General features: G+C 71.7%; 15 protein-coding genes and 1 pseudogene. 5 read left to right on the top strand and 11 right to left on the bottom strand.

Annotation, left to right across the window (positions count from 1 at the left end; genetic code table 11):
- The first annotated feature begins 64 nt into the window (after nucleotides 1-64).
- Nucleotides 65-892 (top strand): MIP/aquaporin family protein, encoded by an 828-nt coding sequence (locus ACFVKT_RS01030; RefSeq protein WP_385726216.1) that lies wholly within the window; start codon nucleotides 65-67, stop codon nucleotides 890-892.
- A gap of 155 nt (nucleotides 893-1,047) precedes the next feature.
- Here ACFVKT_RS01030 and ACFVKT_RS01025 read toward each other — a convergent pair whose 3' ends face one another.
- Together ACFVKT_RS01025 and ACFVKT_RS01020 are read right to left on the bottom strand one after the other, a co-directional pair.
- Nucleotides 1,048-1,539, bottom strand: a complete 492-nt coding sequence (locus ACFVKT_RS01025; protein ID WP_385726214.1) for a nucleotidyltransferase domain-containing protein — start codon at nucleotides 1,537-1,539, stop codon at nucleotides 1,048-1,050.
- Nucleotides 1,540-1,608: 69 nt separating this feature from the next.
- Nucleotides 1,609-1,845, bottom strand: a complete 237-nt coding sequence (locus ACFVKT_RS01020) for a hypothetical protein (RefSeq protein WP_385726212.1) — start codon at nucleotides 1,843-1,845, stop codon at nucleotides 1,609-1,611.
- A gap of 483 nt (nucleotides 1,846-2,328) precedes the next feature.
- On the opposite strand from ACFVKT_RS01020, the gene ACFVKT_RS01015 reads away from it, so the two are divergent.
- Entirely contained in the window at nucleotides 2,329-4,089 is a 1,761-nt protein-coding gene (locus ACFVKT_RS01015; RefSeq protein WP_385726211.1) for a hypothetical protein, read from the top strand.
- 15 nt (nucleotides 4,090-4,104) lie between these two features.
- Here the strand turns inward: ACFVKT_RS01015 and ACFVKT_RS01010 are convergent, their stop codons facing one another.
- Nucleotides 4,105-6,219: a tetratricopeptide repeat protein gene (locus ACFVKT_RS01010; RefSeq protein ID WP_385726209.1), complete on the bottom strand. Its 2,115-nt coding sequence runs from the start codon at nucleotides 6,217-6,219 to the stop codon at nucleotides 4,105-4,107.
- A gap of 160 nt (nucleotides 6,220-6,379) precedes the next feature.
- Nucleotides 6,380-6,970, bottom strand: a complete 591-nt coding sequence (locus tag ACFVKT_RS01005) for a TetR/AcrR family transcriptional regulator (protein WP_385726207.1) — start codon at nucleotides 6,968-6,970, stop codon at nucleotides 6,380-6,382.
- Nucleotides 6,971-7,180: 210 nt separating this feature from the next.
- Here ACFVKT_RS01005 and ACFVKT_RS01000 point away from each other — a divergent pair, with 210 nt between their 5' ends.
- A complete protein-coding gene (locus ACFVKT_RS01000) occupies nucleotides 7,181-8,113 on the top strand; it encodes an NAD(P)-dependent oxidoreductase (RefSeq protein ID WP_385728069.1) in 933 nt (310 codons plus the stop codon).
- Here the strand turns inward: ACFVKT_RS01000 and ACFVKT_RS00995 are convergent.
- Nucleotides 8,066-8,506, bottom strand: coding sequence for a PPOX class F420-dependent oxidoreductase (locus ACFVKT_RS00995; protein WP_385726205.1), 441 nt, complete (start codon nucleotides 8,504-8,506; stop codon nucleotides 8,066-8,068). The two genes, ACFVKT_RS01000 and ACFVKT_RS00995, sit on opposite strands and share 48 nt — an antisense overlap.
- A gap of 207 nt (nucleotides 8,507-8,713) precedes the next feature.
- Between ACFVKT_RS00995 and ACFVKT_RS00990 the strand changes: the two genes are divergently transcribed.
- Nucleotides 8,714-9,940: a serine hydrolase domain-containing protein gene (locus tag ACFVKT_RS00990; protein WP_385726203.1), complete on the top strand. Its 1,227-nt coding sequence runs from the start codon at nucleotides 8,714-8,716 to the stop codon at nucleotides 9,938-9,940.
- Nucleotides 9,941-9,946: 6 nt separating this feature from the next.
- Here the strand turns inward: ACFVKT_RS00990 and ACFVKT_RS00985 are convergent, their stop codons facing one another.
- From ACFVKT_RS00985 to ribA, 5 genes are all read right to left on the bottom strand, one after another.
- A complete protein-coding gene (locus ACFVKT_RS00985; RefSeq protein WP_385726201.1) occupies nucleotides 9,947-11,113 on the bottom strand; it encodes a saccharopine dehydrogenase family protein in 1,167 nt (388 codons plus the stop codon).
- 41 nt (nucleotides 11,114-11,154) lie between these two features.
- On the bottom strand, nucleotides 11,155-12,210 hold the full coding sequence (locus tag ACFVKT_RS00980; protein ID WP_385726199.1) for a saccharopine dehydrogenase: 1,056 nt from the start codon (nucleotides 12,208-12,210) through the stop codon (nucleotides 11,155-11,157).
- Nucleotides 12,207-13,352 carry an NAD(P)/FAD-dependent oxidoreductase gene (locus tag ACFVKT_RS00975; protein ID WP_385726198.1) on the bottom strand — a complete coding sequence of 382 codons (1,146 nt, stop codon included), beginning with the start codon at nucleotides 13,350-13,352 and terminating at the stop codon, nucleotides 12,207-12,209. The genes ACFVKT_RS00980 and ACFVKT_RS00975 overlap by 4 nt, the downstream gene beginning before the upstream one ends.
- A gap of 64 nt (nucleotides 13,353-13,416) precedes the next feature.
- Nucleotides 13,417-14,424: an ornithine cyclodeaminase family protein gene (locus tag ACFVKT_RS00970; protein WP_385726196.1), complete on the bottom strand. Its 1,008-nt coding sequence runs from the start codon at nucleotides 14,422-14,424 to the stop codon at nucleotides 13,417-13,419.
- Between the two features lie 3 nt (nucleotides 14,425-14,427).
- Nucleotides 14,428-15,159, bottom strand: coding sequence for a GTP cyclohydrolase II (gene ribA, locus ACFVKT_RS00965; RefSeq protein ID WP_385726194.1), 732 nt, complete (start codon nucleotides 15,157-15,159; stop codon nucleotides 14,428-14,430).
- Between the two features lie 38 nt (nucleotides 15,160-15,197).
- Between ribA and ACFVKT_RS00960 the strand changes: the two genes are divergently transcribed.
- Nucleotides 15,198-16,073 (top strand): creatininase family protein, encoded by an 876-nt coding sequence (locus tag ACFVKT_RS00960; RefSeq protein ID WP_385726193.1) that lies wholly within the window; start codon nucleotides 15,198-15,200, stop codon nucleotides 16,071-16,073.
- 131 nt (nucleotides 16,074-16,204) lie between these two features.
- On the opposite strand, the pseudogene ACFVKT_RS00955 reads toward ACFVKT_RS00960, so the two are convergent.
- Nucleotides 16,205-16,969 (bottom strand): annotated as a pseudogene (locus ACFVKT_RS00955) (lysylphosphatidylglycerol synthase transmembrane domain-containing protein); the annotation flags it as partial.
- Nucleotides 16,970-17,280 lie beyond the last annotated feature (311 nt).

The raw sequence follows: 17,280 nt of genomic DNA, 5'->3' as shown, positions 1-17,280 counted from the left end.
CGGGCGGCCACCCCGCCCGGCCAACACACAGCCCCTGCCCACCAGTCTCATAAGGACGTGAATCATGGCTGTACATGTTGATCTCCTCCCCCGGTTCCACCTCGGCAACGACCGAAGCGCGGCCCGAGCCGCCTCCCGCAGCGTCGTCGGCGCCTATCTGGCGGAGTTCACCGGGACCTTCATCCTGGTGTTCGCCATCACCGCGACCGCCACCGCGGCGGGCCTGGCCCAGTCCGTCGCCGGATCCGCCTACGGTTCACTGGCCATCGTGCTGGTCAACGGGATCGCGCTGGCCGCGCTGGTCGGCGGTCTCGCCCATGTCTCCGGCGCCCACTTCAATCCGGCCGTGACGATCGCGATGGCTGTCGTCCGCAAGTTCTCGTGGCGGCATGTCCCCGGGTACATCGCGGTCCAGATGGCAGGTGGCATCGTCGCCGCCCTCGCCACGTGGGCCATCCGCGGTGACGCCGCGCGGACCGTCATGCACCTCGGCGCGACCAACCCGAAGCCGGGTGTGAGCGACGGGCGCGCACTCCTCGTCGAGTTCCTGATCACCTTCATCCTGGTCTTCGTCGTCACCGCCGCCGCCACCGACAAGCGCTTCCCGGCCCCCGCCGCACCTCTCGCCATCGGATTCGCCCTGGCCACCGCGGTGTTCATCGGAGGCCCGACCGACGGCGCGGCGGTGAACCCGGCCCGCGGTCTCGGCCCGATGATCGTGTCCGGTTCCTACGGCGGCTGGTGGGTGGCCATCGTCGGCCCGGTACTCGGCGGTGTCGTCGCCGCGGTGCTGTACCAGGCGTTCCTCCGCAGGGGCCAGGCCCCCGTGGTCGAGCGGGCGCCTCACGATGCTCGGGACCTGGAGTCCCACGCCCACCACACGGTCCGCTGACCGACCGCCGAGGCGCGGTCCTGACCGCGCGTCGGCGACGGAAGCCAACCCCTGCCGCACCACCACCTGACACCGAGGTCCCGCTTGCCCATCCACGGCGGGGCCTCGGCCCCATGAACGCCCGACGGCCGGCGGCCCCGATCCGTCGGCGACGTTCAGAAGTGGGTGGTGATGCCGAAGGCCTGCCGGAGGCGGGCCATGTCGTGGCGGTCGTGGTCGGCGGGTTCGTAGCCCTGATGGAAGGCGACCTGCTGCTCGGGCGACAGGCACGGGACCGTGGTCCCCTGGACCGTGCCGGTGACGAAGCACGGGGCGGGATAGACGAACGGACGCCCGGGGTCGGGCGAGGCCTGCTCGGCGGAACCGTCCGCGGCGAAGACCAGCGGGTGCAGATCGATCTCTCGTCCGAGCGGGTCGGTGACCACGAACCGCACGGGGCGCCAGTCGAGGGTCTCGACGAACCCGACGGCTGCCAAGGCCGCCACGACGGCCGGCTCCTGCTCCTGACGGTGCATCAGGTCCAGATCGCGGTGCGGGCGCGTCTGTTCACCGACCAGAGCATCGACGCCCCAGCCGCCGCCCATCCAGACCTCGACATCCGCCTGCCGCAGCACAGCCAGAACGGACAGTACGTCGTCAGCCGTCATCACTCCGCGCACGTTAGCGACGACCACCGGGCCGGTCGACCGCTTATCCGGTCACAAGCCCCGCGGTCCCTACCGGTCGTCCTCGGCCAGCGGCCGGATCCGGGCGACCAGGTCCTTGTTCTCGACCTGTTGGTAGTACCGAGCGCCGTCCGGGTAGTACGAGGTGTCGGGGCAGGTCTCTTCCGGTGTCGTGGTGCCGGGAAGGGTGAACTTCTTGACCAGCGCGCCGGTCCTGCCCTCGAGCACGCGGTAGATGAAGCGGGCGGCGTTCACGCCCGAGGCGCCGCCGAGGGCGTCGCCGCCCAAGTACTCGCAGGTGCCGACCTGTCGGCTCCCGGAGAGGTCCTCGTGGCCAACGCGATGCGCTGGGCGCGGGTGCCGTCGTCGACGGCGGCCGGGCCGGCGGAGAGGCGATGCGGACGGTGCCGTGGGAGTTGGTGACGGCGCGGCTGCGGTGGAGGCCGTGGGGGTCGGCCACCTCGACGCTCTCTTGCGCGCTCAGCCCGAGTTCACTGTGTGGAAGAGGGCGGCCTCGTCGAACTGGTGCCAGGGCTACGTGAGTGCCAGGTGGTCACTACGGGTCACCCGCCGCGGGTCCGAGCCGTGCCCGACGGACTCGAGGTCGCCCGGCGCGTTCGGGGACTCGCGCGTTCCCCCGATTCCCGCAGGCCATGCCGGACCTCGCGTCGACTACCGTTGCCCGATCACACGAGTGGCGGCCGGCCGTGAGCTGGGCCGGCGGACGCGAGGGGCGGTGTACGGGGCGTGGGGCGGGACGGGTGGATACGGGTGCCGGTCGGGGACGACGCGGCGCGGTGGGCCACGCGCGGGCACACCCGGCGCGTCCTGTTCGTCGTGCACAACGTCACCTCCGCCACCCGGCTCCTGGACGTCCTCCCCCTGTTCCACGACGACTTCCGGGTGCAGTTGCTGGTGACGTGCACGGAGTCGTCCGCGTTCCGCTCGGGTGTCGCCGAGCTGCTCGCCGACACCGCCGTGCCGGTGCTGCCGTGGGAGCAGGCGATGGCGACCCCCGTGTCCCTGGTGATCTCCGCGAGCTTCGGCGGCCAACTCCAGGCGTTTTCCGGTAAGTTGACCGTCTTGTCGCACGGCGTTGGCTACACTAAGAGGCTGGCAATACCGGATACCGGATACCGGATACCGGATACCGGATACCGGATACCGGATACCGGACGCCGAGAGCCCGTGCCCTCGCCCGTGTTCGGCATGTCCCGCGAGTGGCTGCTCACCGAGGACGGGAAGCCGGTCGCCGACGCGCTCGTGCTGTCGCATCCCGAGCAGTACGAACGGTTGCGCGTCGCCTGTCCCGAGGCGGCGCCGACGGCAGTGCTCGCCGGGGACCCCTGTCTCGACCGCATGCTGGCCGCCCGGCCCTACCGCGACCGCTTCCGCCGCGCCCTCGGCATACGCACCGGCCAGCGGCTGATCCTGCTCAACTCCACCTGGAACCCGGAGTCACTCTTCGGGGACGGCGGCGGAGATGACGTACTCCCCTCCCTGCTGCCCCGGTTGACCGCCGAGTTCCCGGCCGACGAGTACCGTCTCGCCGCCGTGCTCCACCCCAACATCTGGCACGGTCACGGCCCCGGCCAGATCCGTGCCTGGCTCGACCGGGCGCGGCGCGCCGGCCTGGCCCTCGTCGACCCGCTGGAGGGCTGGCGCCAGGCCCTGCTCGCGGCGGACGCCGTGATCGGCGACCACGGCTCGGTCACCTACTACGCCGCCGCGCTCGGCACCCCCGTACTCCTCGGCGCCGCGCCCCTGGACGGCCTCGATCCGGACGCGCCTGTCCACGACTTCGTACGGGACGCGCCACGGCTCGACGCGCGAGCCGCACTGCGCCCCCAGGTCGAGTCGTTGCTCGCCGCCCACCACGCCCTGCCCGGTCCCGCCGAGTTCACCAGCTCCGTGCCGGGCGAGTCCGCGACCCGGCTGCGCCGCCTCTTCTACGAGTTCATCGGCATCCCGGAACCCGACGAGCCCGCGCTTCTCGAACCGCTCCCGCTTCCGCCGTACGAACCTCCGTCACACACCGCGCCGTTGCGCGTCCTGACGCGGCTTCTCGGTTCGGGCGAGGTCGCGGTCGTACGCCATGCCGGTCCCGGCAGCGAGCCGGAGGGCGCCGGGGAGGCACACATGGCCGTGCACGAGGACACCCGCGATCCTGGTCAACTCGCCCTCGCTGACGTCGTGTTCAGGGACGGCGAGGCGGCCGATCCACGGTTCGGCTCCCCGGCGGCGTGGGCCCGGGAGGTGCTCGCCCGGCTCCCGGAGTGCGCGCTCGCCTGCTACGTCACCGGGCCAGGCGACTGCACCGTCGGCACCCGCGCCGGGGACCTGCTCCACCTCACCGGCGAGCCGTCCGAGGCGGACGCCGACCCGGCCGCGTACGCCTCCGCCCTGCACGCCTGGCTGGCGGCGGGCAAGTCACTCGAAGGACTGATCACCCGGGGGCTGGCCGTACGCACCGGCCCGACCGTCCACCGCGTGCGGATCACGCCTGAAGGACCCCGGACCGAACACCTCTGAAGGCTCGCGTCCGGATCACTCCTGAGCGCCCGCAGCGCTGACGCACCGCTCACGCAGCGCCCGTAGATGCGCGAGGTGATAGGCCGCGTTCTCCTTCGCGAGCGCCGTGACCGCCTCGTCGATGAGGGACAGGGCATCCGTGAACTCGCCGCCGTCCAGGCGGGTTTCGGCGAGGTCGGTGAGGGCGCGTGCCGTGTTGTACGCCTCGCCGCTCTCCCGGAAGAAACTCAGGGCGCGCTCCAGCCGCTCCCGTGCCTCGTCCCGTCGGCCGAGGCCGCGCAGGGCGCGCCCCCGGTGGCGTTCCAGCAGGGCGCGGGCGCGCGGCAGATCGACGGCGCCTTCTTCGTCGGGGCCGATGCCGTCGAGGATGCCGCCGGCCTCGTCGAAGGAGTCGTAGGCCTCCTGCCAGCGCCATTGGCGCAGTCGGAGCAGCCCGAGGATCTCGACGGCGGAGGCGTGGCCGCGCAGGTGTCCGGCGGCGTGTTCGTCGCGCGCGGCCGCGAGTGCTTCGGGTTCGGCCTCGTCCCAGCGGCGCAACTCGGTCAGGGTGTGGGCGAGTTGGACGTGCAGCGCTCCCGCCGTGCGGGTTCCCGGGAAGTGGGCCTCGGCCGTGCGCGCCCCGATCCGCAGGGCGGGCAGGAGGACGTCGTGGTGGCCCGCTTTGAGCTGGAGCGGCCACAGTGCCTGGCAGAGTCTCGCGACGGTGTCCCAGTCGTGGAACTCCTCGGCGGCGTACACCGCTTGGACGAGATTGCGTGATTCGGTGGCGAGCGCGGCCACGGCCTCACCCCGGTCCGCGTACAGGATCGGGGAGGTGCCGGACGGGACCCGCCAGCTCTCCGGCAGAGCGGCCTGGGCCGCCCCGACCGCCAGGTGCAGATAGCCCTCGACGGTGCGGGACACAGCGGCCGAGCAGGCGGCGATGCCGTCGGTGGCGGCCGCGGTGGCTTCGGCGTGTGAGCGGACGACGGGGCGGTAGTGGTAGCGGCCGGCGCCGGTGCGCTCCAGGAGCAGCGCGTCGGCGAGCTCCTCCAGGAGCGTGGCGGCCTCGGTCTCCTCGATGCCCGCCGTGCGTGCGGCGGTCGTGGCGTCGAAGGCCGGCCAGTCGTAGAGAGCGGCCAGCCGGTAGAGCCGGGCCGCTTCGGGGCGCAGCAGACGGTAGGAGTCGTCGGCCGCGGCGCGTACCGGGTCACCGCCGGACAACGGCGGCTCCGCCACCGGGAGTTCGGTGAGACGGGGTGCGGCGGCACGGAGGGCGTACGGCGAGCCGCCGCACCGCTCCAGTACGGCGGGCAGCGCGGCCTTCGCGGCGGCGATCGCGGGTTTGCCGGCCAGGTCGGTGAGCAGCCGTACCGCGTCCCGCCGGGCAAGGGGGCCGATCTGGACCGGCAGGGCGTCGATGCCGGTGAACGGACGGCGGGTGACGACGACCGTGAACACGCCGGGAGCGGGGGCCAGCAGGGGCCGGATCTGCGCGGCGGACTGGGCGTGGTCGAGCACGAGCAGCAGGCGCCGGTCGGCGATGTACCGTCGGAAACGGTCGACGCGGTCATCGGCGGAGGGCGGTATCTCCTCGTCGGGCAGGCCGAGTTGGCGCAGCAGCGAGCTCAGGAGGGCACCCGCGTCGGTGGCGCCGGTGCCGCGCAGGTCGGCGTACAGCTGTCCGTCCGGGAAGCGGTCCGCCCGGCGCCAGCCCCAGTGCACGGCCAGCGTGCTGGTGCCCATGCCTTCCCGGCCGTGCAGCAGTGCCACTCGGGGGCTTCCGTCGAAGGCGCGCGCCGACTCCTTGTCGAGGAGCTTCAGCGCTTCCTGACGGTCCGTGAAGAACCTTGTGGAGGGGGGCAGCCGGGGGTGTGCGGGCCGGGAGGCGGCGCCGGACGTCGGTAAGGCCTGGGCGAACAGGGCCCAGGTGCGGGCGAGTTGCTGATCGCTCTGAAGTCGCTCATGCACCAACTGCGCCACTTCGGTGAGCTGTTCGGCGCTCGTCGGTGCCGTGACCTCCCGGCCCACGATCCGGCGTACCAGTCCCCCGGTCGACTCCCAGGCCCACCGGCCCGCTTCGTTGGCCATTCCCGAGCCGACGGTTCCGAGTACCGCCGTGACGGCCGCCAACGAGATGGGATCCAGCATGCCCGCGCTCCCCCGCTTCCGACGCCTCTGCCCAGCTGGGCGTCACGCACCTCAGACCGTTGTCGGGTTCGACCCTACGCGGCAGACGAAGCGTCGCGAGGCCACAACCAGCCCTTTCGAGCGTCCAGTTGCCTCCGCCCATTGTTCCCGCAGCGTCTGGTTACGTCGTTCGCGCACCGTCCAGCAGGGGGCCGAGCTCCCTGGCCACAGCCGTCAGGGCCCGTACGTCCCGCTCGGTCCTGGCGATGAGGAGCGCACCCTCCAACGCGCTGATCATGACCGTGGCAAGGGGCTCGGCCCGGTCGCGCGGTACGCCCAGGTCCGTCAGCGCCTCCGCCACCGAGCCGTTCCAGCGGGCAAACGCTGCGGCCGCAGCTACCCGGGTGGACTCGACGGACTCCGCGCAGTCCACGGTGGCCGCCGCGACGGGGCAGCCCGAGGCGAACCCGGCCGCCCGGAACTCCTCGGTCCACTGCCGCACCATCGCCGCGAACAGACCACTCGGCGTCGGCTCCGGCAGCTCGCCGAGGAAGCGGGTGACGCGCTTGCCGGCGTAGCGCCCCGCCCAGTCCACGGCCTCGTTGACCAACTGCTCCTTGCCGCCCGGGAAGTAGTGCTGAAGCGAGCCGCGCGGCGCCCCCGCATGCGCGGCGACCTCCCGCATACCGGTCGCCGCGACCCCGTCGCGCCGGATGAGCTGCGCCGCGCTGAACACCATCCGCTCACGCGGCCCGCGCCCGGAACCCGCCATCGTGGACCTCCCGCTCCTTGTGCCGCGTGCACGGCTCATGCCTACCGCTCTGCCTGCCGTACGCACAGCTCATACGTACCGCTCATACGTACCTGCACCGCTTCTACTATGACAGCCGTCATAGATCCCGATACCATGACGACTGTCATGGGCAGCAGGGGGGGGGCCGGTCCGGTGCGTACGCCGGGCGGGCGGAGACGGTGGTGCGGTGTGTACGTGGGTTTCATCGGCCTCGGAACCATGGGGCAGCCCATGGCACTCAACCTGGCCCGGGCGGGCACCCCTCTCGTCGTCTGGAACCGCACCGCCGCCAGGGCCGAACCACTGCGCGCGGCCGGCGCCGAGGTGGCCTCCCGCCCCGCCGAGGTCTTCGAGCGGGCGCGCGTGGTGTTCCTGATGCTGGCGGACGGACCCGCGATCGACGCGGCCCTCGGACGCGGGACCCCGGCCTTCGCGACGCAGGTCGCCGGGCACACCCTCGTCCACATGGGGACGACGTCTCCGGAGTACTCGCGCGAACTGGAGGCCGAGATCCGCGCGGCGGGCGGCCGGTACGCCGAGGCCCCCGTGTCCGGCTCGCGGGTCCCGGCGGAGGCCGGGCAGCTCGTGGCGATGCTCGCCGGTGACCCCGCGGTCGCCGAGGAGGTACGCCCGCTGCTCGGGCCGATGAGTCAGGAGACGTTCGACTGCGGGCCGGTGCCGAACGCCCTGTTGATGAAGCTCTCGGTGAATCTGTTCCTGATCACCCTGGTGACCGGTCTCAGCGAGGCGTTCCACTTCGCCGACCGCCAGGGCCTCGACCGGAAGCTCTTCCTGGAGGTGCTGGGTGCGGGACCGATGGCCAGTGCCGTCTCCCGGATGAAGGCGCCGAAGCTGCTGGAGCGTGATTTCGCCGTCCAGGCCGCGGCGCACAACGTCCTGATGAACAACGAGCTGATCGCCGAGGCAGCCCGGAGGTCCGGCCTGGCCTCCCCGCTCCTCGACGTCTGTCACGCCCTCTTCGCGGAGACCGTGGCACTGGGACACGGCGGGTCCGACATGGCGGCCGTGCTCCACGCGATCGAGGCCCGCACCGACGCCGCGGGCGGGGAGGGTTCAGCGCCCGCGGGGGATGCCGTAAGCGCGCTCCACGTGGAGCCGTAGGACGAGTCGCCGGTCGCGGACCATTGCGGCGCGGTAGTCGTCCCAGTCGGGGTGCTCACCCTGGACGTCCCGGTAGAGCCGGATGAGTTCCTCGACGGTCTCGTCGTGCGGGTCGCTCGCGACGGGCGTCAGCTCGGCGGTGCCCTCGGCGACCGTGTACGCCCAGCGGTCCTCGCTGGTCACGTGGTACGACGCCCGCGGATCCCGGCGCAGGTTGCGGGTCTTGGCCCGGTCGTCCGTGAGCGAGACCCGGACGATCCGCTCGTCGGGGTAGTAGGCGTGGGTGACGTTCGAGAGCTGGGGCCGGCCGTCCTTCTTGAGGGTGACGAGTACTCCGCCCTTGTACTCGGAGAGCAGCTTCAACAGTGCGTCCTGCGTCGCGTCCTGAGTCATGCCGTGATCAACGCTCAGGACCGCGCGAGGCATTCCGGCCGATCGGCACCGGATTCCTGCTCGCGCTGAGGCTACCGGGGGCCTCGGGGGCGACGGGGTGCAATGGCAAGGAGTCCATCAACAAGTGCGGGGCAGACGACGGTTCATGAATCCGTAGGGGACCATGAAGCGAATTGGTCCAAGAGCCGCAGCCCGGAGGAGAGCCAAATGGGACATCTGCGACAGGAGGCCGAGCCGCACGAGGCCGGCCTGGATCCGAAGGCGCTTGCCCGTCTCGATCAGCATTTCGCCCACCTGGTCGACGACGGCAGACTCCCCGGGTACCTGGTGTCCGTGTCCCGGCACGGCCGCGTCGCCCACCTCACCACGTATGGCTGCCGGGACCGCGAGGCCGGACTGCCCGTCGAGACCGACACCTTGTGGCGGATGTACTCGATGACCAAGCCGGTCACCTCCGTCGGCGCGCTGATGCTCCTCGAGGAGGGCCGCCTGCGGCTCGACGACCCCGTCGCCGACTTCCTCCCGTCCTTCGCCGACCCACAGGTGTACGTCGACGGATCCGGCCCGGACGCCAGGACCCGTCCGGCCGCACAACCCATCCTCGTCCGGCACCTGTTGACCCAGACGGCGGGCCTGACCTTCGGCTTCTACCACTCGCATCCCGTCGACGCGCTGTACCGGGAGGCCGGACTTGAGTCGTCCGTACCGCCGGGCGCGGATCTGGCCGAGACCTGCGAGGCGTACGCCCGGCTGCCGCTCCAGTTCGAGCCGGGCACGCAGTGGAACTACTCGGTCGCCACCAATGTCCTCAGCCGCGTCATCGAGGTGGCCTCCGGCCAGGACCTCGACGCCTTCCTGGCCGAGCGGATCTTCGCACCGCTCGGTATGAAGGATGCCGGGTTCTTTGTCACGGACGAGCAGGAGGACCGGCTCGCCGAGTTGTACGGCGAGGACGACGAGGGCGGGATCAAGCCGATCGTCGGGCTGCCCCTGCACGGCCGCCCCCGCTGCGTGTCCGGGAGCGGCGGCATGGTGGCCACCGCCCACGACTACCACCGCTTCATGGAGTTGCTCCGCCTGCGCGGCGAACTCGACGGCACCCGCCTGCTGAAGCCGGAGACGGTGGATCTGATGGTGTCCAACCACCTCCCCGGCAACGCCGACCGCCGCACCTTCGGCAGCCCGGTCCACCGGGAACCGACCAACGCGGGCCTCGGTTTCGGCCTCGGCGTCTCCGTGGTGGTGGATCCGGAGATCACCCTGTCCCCGGCCGGCCAGGGCGCGTACGGCTGGAGCGGCGTGGCCAGTACGACCTTCTGGGTCGACCCGGCCAACGACGTGACCGTGCAGTTCCTGACCCAGGTCCGCCCCACCTCCTCCCACTCGATCTTCCGCGAGCTGAAGCGGCTGGTGCAGGAGGCGGTGCTGGACTGAGCGCGATCAACCAGTTCGCACCGTCCGCAGTGCGAAGTCCACTCCGTCCGCTGCGAGTTCGGCCAGCCACTCCTCGGCCCGCTCCGCCGTCTCGGCGGCCCGGCTGAGGCCCGGCGGGAGCGTGCCGTCGAGGATGTGGCGGACACCGAGGGCGAGCGTGCGGGAGACACAACGGGCCATGGCGCTCTCGTCCGCGGTGCCTTCAAGGTCGAGGAGATAGCGCCCCGACCACGTCTCCCCCGGGCCCGGGCCACCGCGCACCTCCAGCGAAACGGCCAGGACGACCCGGTCACGGTCGGCCTCGGTGGTCGGGTAGGCCGCCGCCAACTCCCGTGCGAGGGCGGCGATCCGCTGGTCGTCGCCCGCCTTCAGCTCCTCGAAGACGGCGTCCCAGGCGCGCAGCCAGCCCTCCAGGCGCAGGGTGCCGCGCACGAAGGTGCCCGGCTTCCAGGACTCGGGCAGCCCGTACTGGCCGAGGAAAGGGACGCTGTCGCGGTTGGGGTAGACCTCGAAGGTCTCGCCGTCGATCTCGTGGGGGCGCGTCGCCTCCCAGGGGCGGACCGCCGTCGTCACCGCGCCGTCCTCGACGTAGCGGGCGGGCGAGCGCAGGGCGCCAAGCACCCCCGCCGGCGCCCAACTGAAGCGGTACTTGAAGTCGTTGGGCACGGCCGGGATACCGCCGCAGTACGAGGTGAGGCTGTACGAGGCGGCCGGCTCGGCGACGGTCGCCTGCTGGGCGCGGGCGATCAGACTGTGCGCGAAGAGATGGTCGATGCCCGGGTCGAGCCCGCACTCGGTCAGCACCACGACACCCGCCGCCTCCGCGGCCGGCACCTGCTCCAGGACCGCGTCCGACACATAGCTGGAGCAGGCGAAGTGGGCGCCGCGCTCGACGCAGGCGGCGAGCAGCGGGGCATGTTCGGGCGCGGGCAGCATGGAGACGACGACGTCTCCGGGGGCGAGTTCGGCGGTGAGCTCGGGGAGCGTGTAGGCGCGTGGCTCGGCGCGCCCGGTCAGGCCCCGGGCGGCCAGGCTCCGTTCGGCGCGCTCCTCGGTGCGGTGCCACAGTCGTACGCGGGCAGCGGCGTCACAGATCGCGGCAAGACCGCTTCCGGTGGACAGGCCGGCACCGATCCAGTGCACGGTGCCGCTCGCGCCTTTCGCCTCAGACATCGTCGGACTCCCCCTCTCGTGAACCCCTCGCGCCCTTCGCCTCAGTCATCGCGGAACTCCCCTTCATCCAAGCCGAGTTCACGGCAGGCCTGGTGGAACCGGTCGAGCCCGCGGCCCCATGCCCCGCCGGTCTCGAAGTCCAGGAGCAGCGGCAGCAGCGCCGCGGAGAAGTCGACGCTCGCCTCGCGCGGCAGCAGCGAGGGCAGATTGTCGATGGCGATCAGATCGAGGGCGGGCCGCTCGCGCAGTCGTCGGACGGGATCCGTCCAGTCCGTGGTGGTGTCGTAGACCGGCAGGACGTTCATGGGCGAGCCGACATCGCAGGTGACATCGCACAGCGTGCGCAGCCTGCGGCCGGTTTCGTCTAGGTCCTTGTCGGTGAGGAAGGGCGGGACCGGCCGGGTGGTCAGCACGGTGTTGACCATCAACTCGTGTGCCAGCAGGGCGGGTCGGTCCAGGTCCCGGGTCTCTTCGAGGTCCCAGCAGGTGGGCTCGACCCCGGCTGTCTCCAGCGCGACCCGCGCGCCTCGGCCGCTGCGGCCGAGGGCGCCGATCACCAGTGCCTTCAACTCCGAGCCGTCCGGTGCCAGTTCCGCGTCCAGTTCCTCCTTGGAGGTGGGCCGCAGCGGAGTACGGAGCCTGCCCCTGTGGTGCAGTACGGCCAGCGCGGCACCGAGATATCCGGCCCAGTAGCCGAAGGCGGCGAGCCTGCGCCCGTGGTCGTCCACCAGGTATTCGAGGTCGAGCAGGGCTCCGCCGCCCGTGCGGAACCTGCGCAGCAGGGCTTCGGCTCCGGGCTGCTGCTTGTAGGCGTGCCCGAAGAAGATGTGGCGGTGCGTCAGCTCGGCCGGCTCGTCGGGGAGTTCCTTGAGTCCGAGGACGACCGCGTCCGGCGGCGCCGAGACCCAGGATCCGGTCTCGGCGACACGGCAGCCGGCCTCCTCGTACGCCTCGATCGGGAAGACCCGCTGCGGTGACTGCTCGACGGTGAGTGTCACGCCGCTCTCGACGAGTCGTCGGGCGTCCGCGGGCACGATCGGCGTGCGGCGTTCGGTCGTACGGGTCTCGTGGCGGAGCCACAAATGCAGGGCGTTCATACGCAGTTGATCTCCGGGCGCAGGGCGTCGGCGGCGAAGCGTTCGGCGCTGAGGGGGCTGATGTCGACGAAGGGTACGCGGCCCAGGTAGAGGTCGCGGACCACCTCGCCGACCGCCGGTCCCTGGAGGAAACCGTGGCCGGAGAACCCCGTCGCGTACAGGAAGCGCGCGCACGAATCCGCCTCGCCGATCAGCGCGTTGTGGTCCGGTGTCATCTCGTACAGGCCCGCCCAGCCGCCCGTACGGCGGAGGTCGAGCAGGGCGGGGGCGCGTCGCTCCATGGCCTCGCCCAGGCGTGGGATCCAGCGGTCGTGCGTTTCGGTGGCGAAGCCGGGGGTCTCGTGGGGGTCGGACATGCCGAGCAGGAGGCCTGGGCCCTCGGTGTGGAAGTACAGGCTGCTGGTGAAGTCGATGGTCATGGGGAGGTCGGGCGGCAGCCCAGGTACGGCCTCGGTGACGGCGATCTGGCGGCGCAGCGGCTCCACCGGCAGGTCCACGCCCGCCATCGCGCCGACGGCCCGCGACCAGGCGCCGGCCGCGCAGACCACCGTGTCGGTCTCGATGCGGCCCCGGCTGGTGACCACCGCGGTGATCTCCCCGCCGCGCAGTTCGATGCCGGTGACCTCGCAGTGCCGCAGCACGGTCGCGCCATGCCGACGGGCCCCGGCGGCGTAGCCCTGGACGACGGATTCGGGTGTGCAGTGCCCGTCGTCCGGGGAGAAGGCCGCCGCGAGCAGACCGTCGGTGGTGATCAGGGGCGAGAGGCGGCGCGCCTCGGCCGGGTCGATCATGCGGCTGGGCACGCCGAGGGAGTTCTGCAGCCGTACGCCTGCCTCGAAGGACGCGACCTCCTCGGGTGTGGAGAGCAGGAACAGATAGCCGACCCGGTGCAGCCCGATGTCCTGGCCCGGCTCCTCGCCGAAGCGGGCGAACGCCTCCAGACTCCGGGCGCCGAGCTGGATGTTGAGCTCGTCGGAGAACTGCGCCCGGATCCCGCCCGCGGCCCGCGAGGTCGACCCGGAGGCCAGCTCGTCGCGCTCGACGAGCACCACCTCAGGTACGCCCGCACGCGCCAGGTGGTAGGCGACGCTCGCGCCCATCACCCCGCCGCCGATGACGACGACCCGCGCCGTCCGGTTCACCGGGACGACTCCTTCGCGCGCGCCACGTCCACCGGTGTGACTCCCGTGTCCGCATAGGCCGCGTTCACCCGAGGGCCCCCTTCGCCCGGGCCGCGTGGATGACGGCCCAGGCTGCGGCGGCGTCCTGGATGCCGAGCCCGACGCTGTTGTAGAAGACGATGTCGTCGGGGTGCCTGCGGCCCTGGTGCGTGCCGGTGAGCACGCCGCCGAGCGGAATCAGGTCCCCCGGAGCCAGCCGCCCGTACCGCAGCGCGTCGACGACCGGGCCGGCATGCTCCGCCGCCGTCGCCGGATCGTCGACGACCACCGCCGCGGCCCGCCGCAGGACCGCCGCGTCGACCTCGCTCCGGCTGGGCTCGAAGGAGCCGACGCTCACGACCGTGCAGCCCGGCGCCAGCCACTCACCTCGCACGACGGGCGTACTGCTGAGCGTGCAGGCCGCGACCATCGGCAGCCCCGCCACGGCCTCGTCGGCCGTCTCGACCGCCTTGACGGCGACACCGAGTTCGGCGGCGAGCCGGTGGGCCGCGTGCGCCCGGCGACCCGGGTCCGGGCTCCACACTCGTACGGCCCGCACATCCCGTACCCGGGCGACGGCCCGCGCGTGGGCCAGGGCCTGCGTCCCGGAGCCGAGCAGACCGAGTTCCGCGCTGTCTGCGTTGGCCAGCGCGTCGAAGGCGACAGCGCTCGCCGCGGCGGTGCGCAGGGTCGTCACCGCTGTGCCGTCCATGACGGCTGCCAGCTGCCCGGTGACCGGGTCGAGGGCGTTGATCACCGCGTGGACGGTCGGCAGGCCGGTCGCCGCGTTGCCCGGGTTGACGCTGCCGAACTTGGCGACCGTGCCGGTGTCCGCGGACAGCCGGGCGAGGTAGGCGAAGACGACGCTGTCGTCGAAGCGGCTGGGATGCATGATCTTTCCCGGCAGCTCGGCCGTGCCGTCGCCGAGCGCGGTGAAGGCCGCGCGCTGCGAGACGATCGCGGTATCCGTGTCGAGCAGCTCCCGCACCTGCTCGCGCGACAGATACAGCGGACCGGGGTCGGCGGCGTCCTCAGCGGCGTCGTCTTCTCTCATGCGTCAGTGATAGCCGTCTTTCCCGATCCGCAAAAGATCGCGGTCGACCAAGTGGCCGCCGTTCAGCGCCGACCCGCCCAGGCGGGCGCCGTCCAGGTGCGGGAGGTGGTGGTCCATGCGCTCGCGCTTGGTCAGCAGGTAACTGAGGTTCTCCTCGCACGGCGGGATCAGCAGCGGGACCTGCTCGGCGACCCTGATGCCGTGGCGCACCAGCGCCTCGCGCTTGCGCGGGTTGTTCGACATCAGCCGCACCGACCGCACGCCGAGGTCGTGCAGGATGTCCGCCGCCACCCCGTAGTCGCGGGCGTCCACCGGCAGGCCCTGGGCGAGATTCGCCTCGACGGTGTCCATGCCCTCCGACTGGAGCTGCATCGCCCGGAGCTTGGCGAGCAGGCCTATGCCCCGGCCCTCGTGGCCCCGGAGGTAGACGAGGATGCCGCGCCCCTCCGCCACGATGGCGCGCAGCGCGGCGGCGAGCTGATCGCCGCATTCGCAGTGCATGGACCCGAAGGCGTCCCCGGTCAGGCACTCCGAATGCAGTCTGGTGAGTGTGTCCCCTTCACCGATGTCGGCCAAGTCGCCGTACACCAGGGCAACTTGTTCCTCTCCCCGGTCATGGTCGAGGTAACCGACTGCGTGGAAAGCGCCGTACACGGTGGGCAATGGGGCAATCACGACGCGTTCGACACCTGTGCGGTGGGCATTCCCGCCGAGTGCTCCAAAGTTATCTGTCATGATCTGATTCCTAAGCAGAGTCGAAAGGCCGTGAAAACATGAGTGGTTCGGGAACGCGCTCGACGGTATCCGGTCTGTTGCCGGTTGACACCACGGAGGACGTACGGGCGCGGGGGGCGGGTGTGTCACGGCAGGTCGCCGTGCTTCCCGTCGGCAGCTTCGAACAGCACGGCGCGTTTCTGCCGCTCGCGACGGACACGCTGGTCGCGTGTGCCATCGCGCGGGAGGTCGCGGCCGCGTATCCGGTCCATCTCCTTCCTCCGGTGACGATGTCCTGCTCGCACGAGCACGCCGCTTGGCCGGGGACCGTCAGCATCTCTTCCGTCACGCTCCACGCGGTGGTCAGGGACATCGCGGACTCGCTCCGCCGCTCGGGCGTCGACACCCTGGTGGTGGTCAACGGGCACGGCGGAAACTACGTACTGGGCAATGTGGTTCAGGAATCCGCGAGCAGCGGTACGCGCATGGCGCTTTTCCCGGCCATGGAGGACTGGGAAACCGCGAGGGAGCGGGCCGGAGTAGAGACCTCGCTGCTCAGTGATATGCACGCGGGGGAAATTGAGACCTCCATTCTTCTGCACGCTCATCCGGAATTGGTCAGGCCCGGATATGAGACCTCCGATTTCCTCGCGGACGATCGCCGGCACCTGCTCACTCTCGGCATGTCGGCCTATACCGAGTCCGGTGTCATCGGCCGTCCCTCGATGGCGAGCGCGGGGAAGGGGAAGGAGCTGCTGGCGGCGCTGACCGAGTCGTTCGGGGCGTACTTCTCCCTGGTGACGTCGGCGAGGCTGCCCTTGGAGGAACTGGCCTTGGAGGACGAGAACTCGGGGACCGGGACCACGGAAAGCGGTACTGCGGAAACCGGTACCCCGGAGACCGGGACGTCGGCGGTCGTCGATCGTCGGCATTGATCGTGCCCTCCTGCGCTCTCCTGCCGGGGGCGCCGGAGCGCCGCCGACCACCGGACGATCAGGACGGCCACGCCCGGCAGGCTCGCGACGAAGCTGAGCACTCCGTAGACCACGGCGACGGACAGGCCCATGCTCGCGCCGAGCCCCGCAGCGCCGAATGCCCAGGCCGTGACGCCCTCCCGGGGGCCGAAGCCGCCGACGTTCAGGGGCAGGCCCATGGCGAGCAGGGCCAGCAGCGCCAAGGGCAGCAACTCGGCGGCGGACGCGGTGGATCCGGCGACTCGGGCGGCGAGCAGGAACATGGCCAGGTGACCGGCCATCACCACGACCGACGAGAGCGCGAGGCCGGGCCAGTTCTCCCGTGCGAGCAGGGCGCCGCGCGCTTCGACGAGTGCGGCGCGCAGAGCCGTGAAACGCCGGGAGCGGCTGGGGGCCCACACCCTGCGCGCCGCTGCGAGGATCACCACGGCGCACACCGAGGCGATCGCCAGGACAAGCGCGCCATGGCGCATCTGCGTGAGCACCGGGGACGGCTGGGTGAGCAGCACCGCCACCCCGACGACCATGAACACGGCCTGGCCCACGGTCCGTTCGAGGACCACCGCACGTACGCCGCGGCTGATGTCCCCTTCGCTCTGGCCGTGCCGTACGGCACGGTGCACATCGCCGAGGATCCCGCCGGGCAGCGCCGCGTTGAGGAACAGGGCGCGGTAGTAGTCCGCGACGGCCGGCACCAGCGGCAGCCGGATCTTCAGCCCGCGCGCGACCAGGCACCAACGCCAGGCGCTGAACACGGTGGTGAGCAGCCCGAGCCCGAGCGCCACGAGCAGCGTCACACCGTCGATCCGCCGCAGCCCGTCCAGAAAGACTCCGGTGCCGAGCCGCCAGAGCAGCACTCCGAGAATCGCGGCACCGGCGGCCGTGCCGAGGTGGGTGCGGATCCGGCGGGAGTCGAAGCGGACACGCTTCGAGCCGGTGCTCACCTCCGCTGCCGCGATCACATCCGCTGCCGTGCTCACCTCCGCTGCCGCGCTCGCCTCAGCCGCCGCGCTCGCCTCAGCCGCCGCGCTCGCGTCAGGCGCCGCGCTCACATCCGCCGCCGCGCTCGCGTCAGGCGCCGCGCTCACATCTGCCGCCGTGCTCGCGTCAGGCGCCGCGCTCACCTCCGCGGCCGCGTTCGACTCCACCGCCGCGGTCACACCCGCTG

The organism is Streptomyces sp. NPDC127595 (genome assembly GCF_042671685.1).
GTDB lineage: Bacteria > Actinomycetota > Actinomycetes > Streptomycetales > Streptomycetaceae > Streptomyces.
The sequence above is the reverse complement of the archived record's forward strand: the minus strand, read 5'-3'. Positions and strand labels throughout refer to the sequence as shown.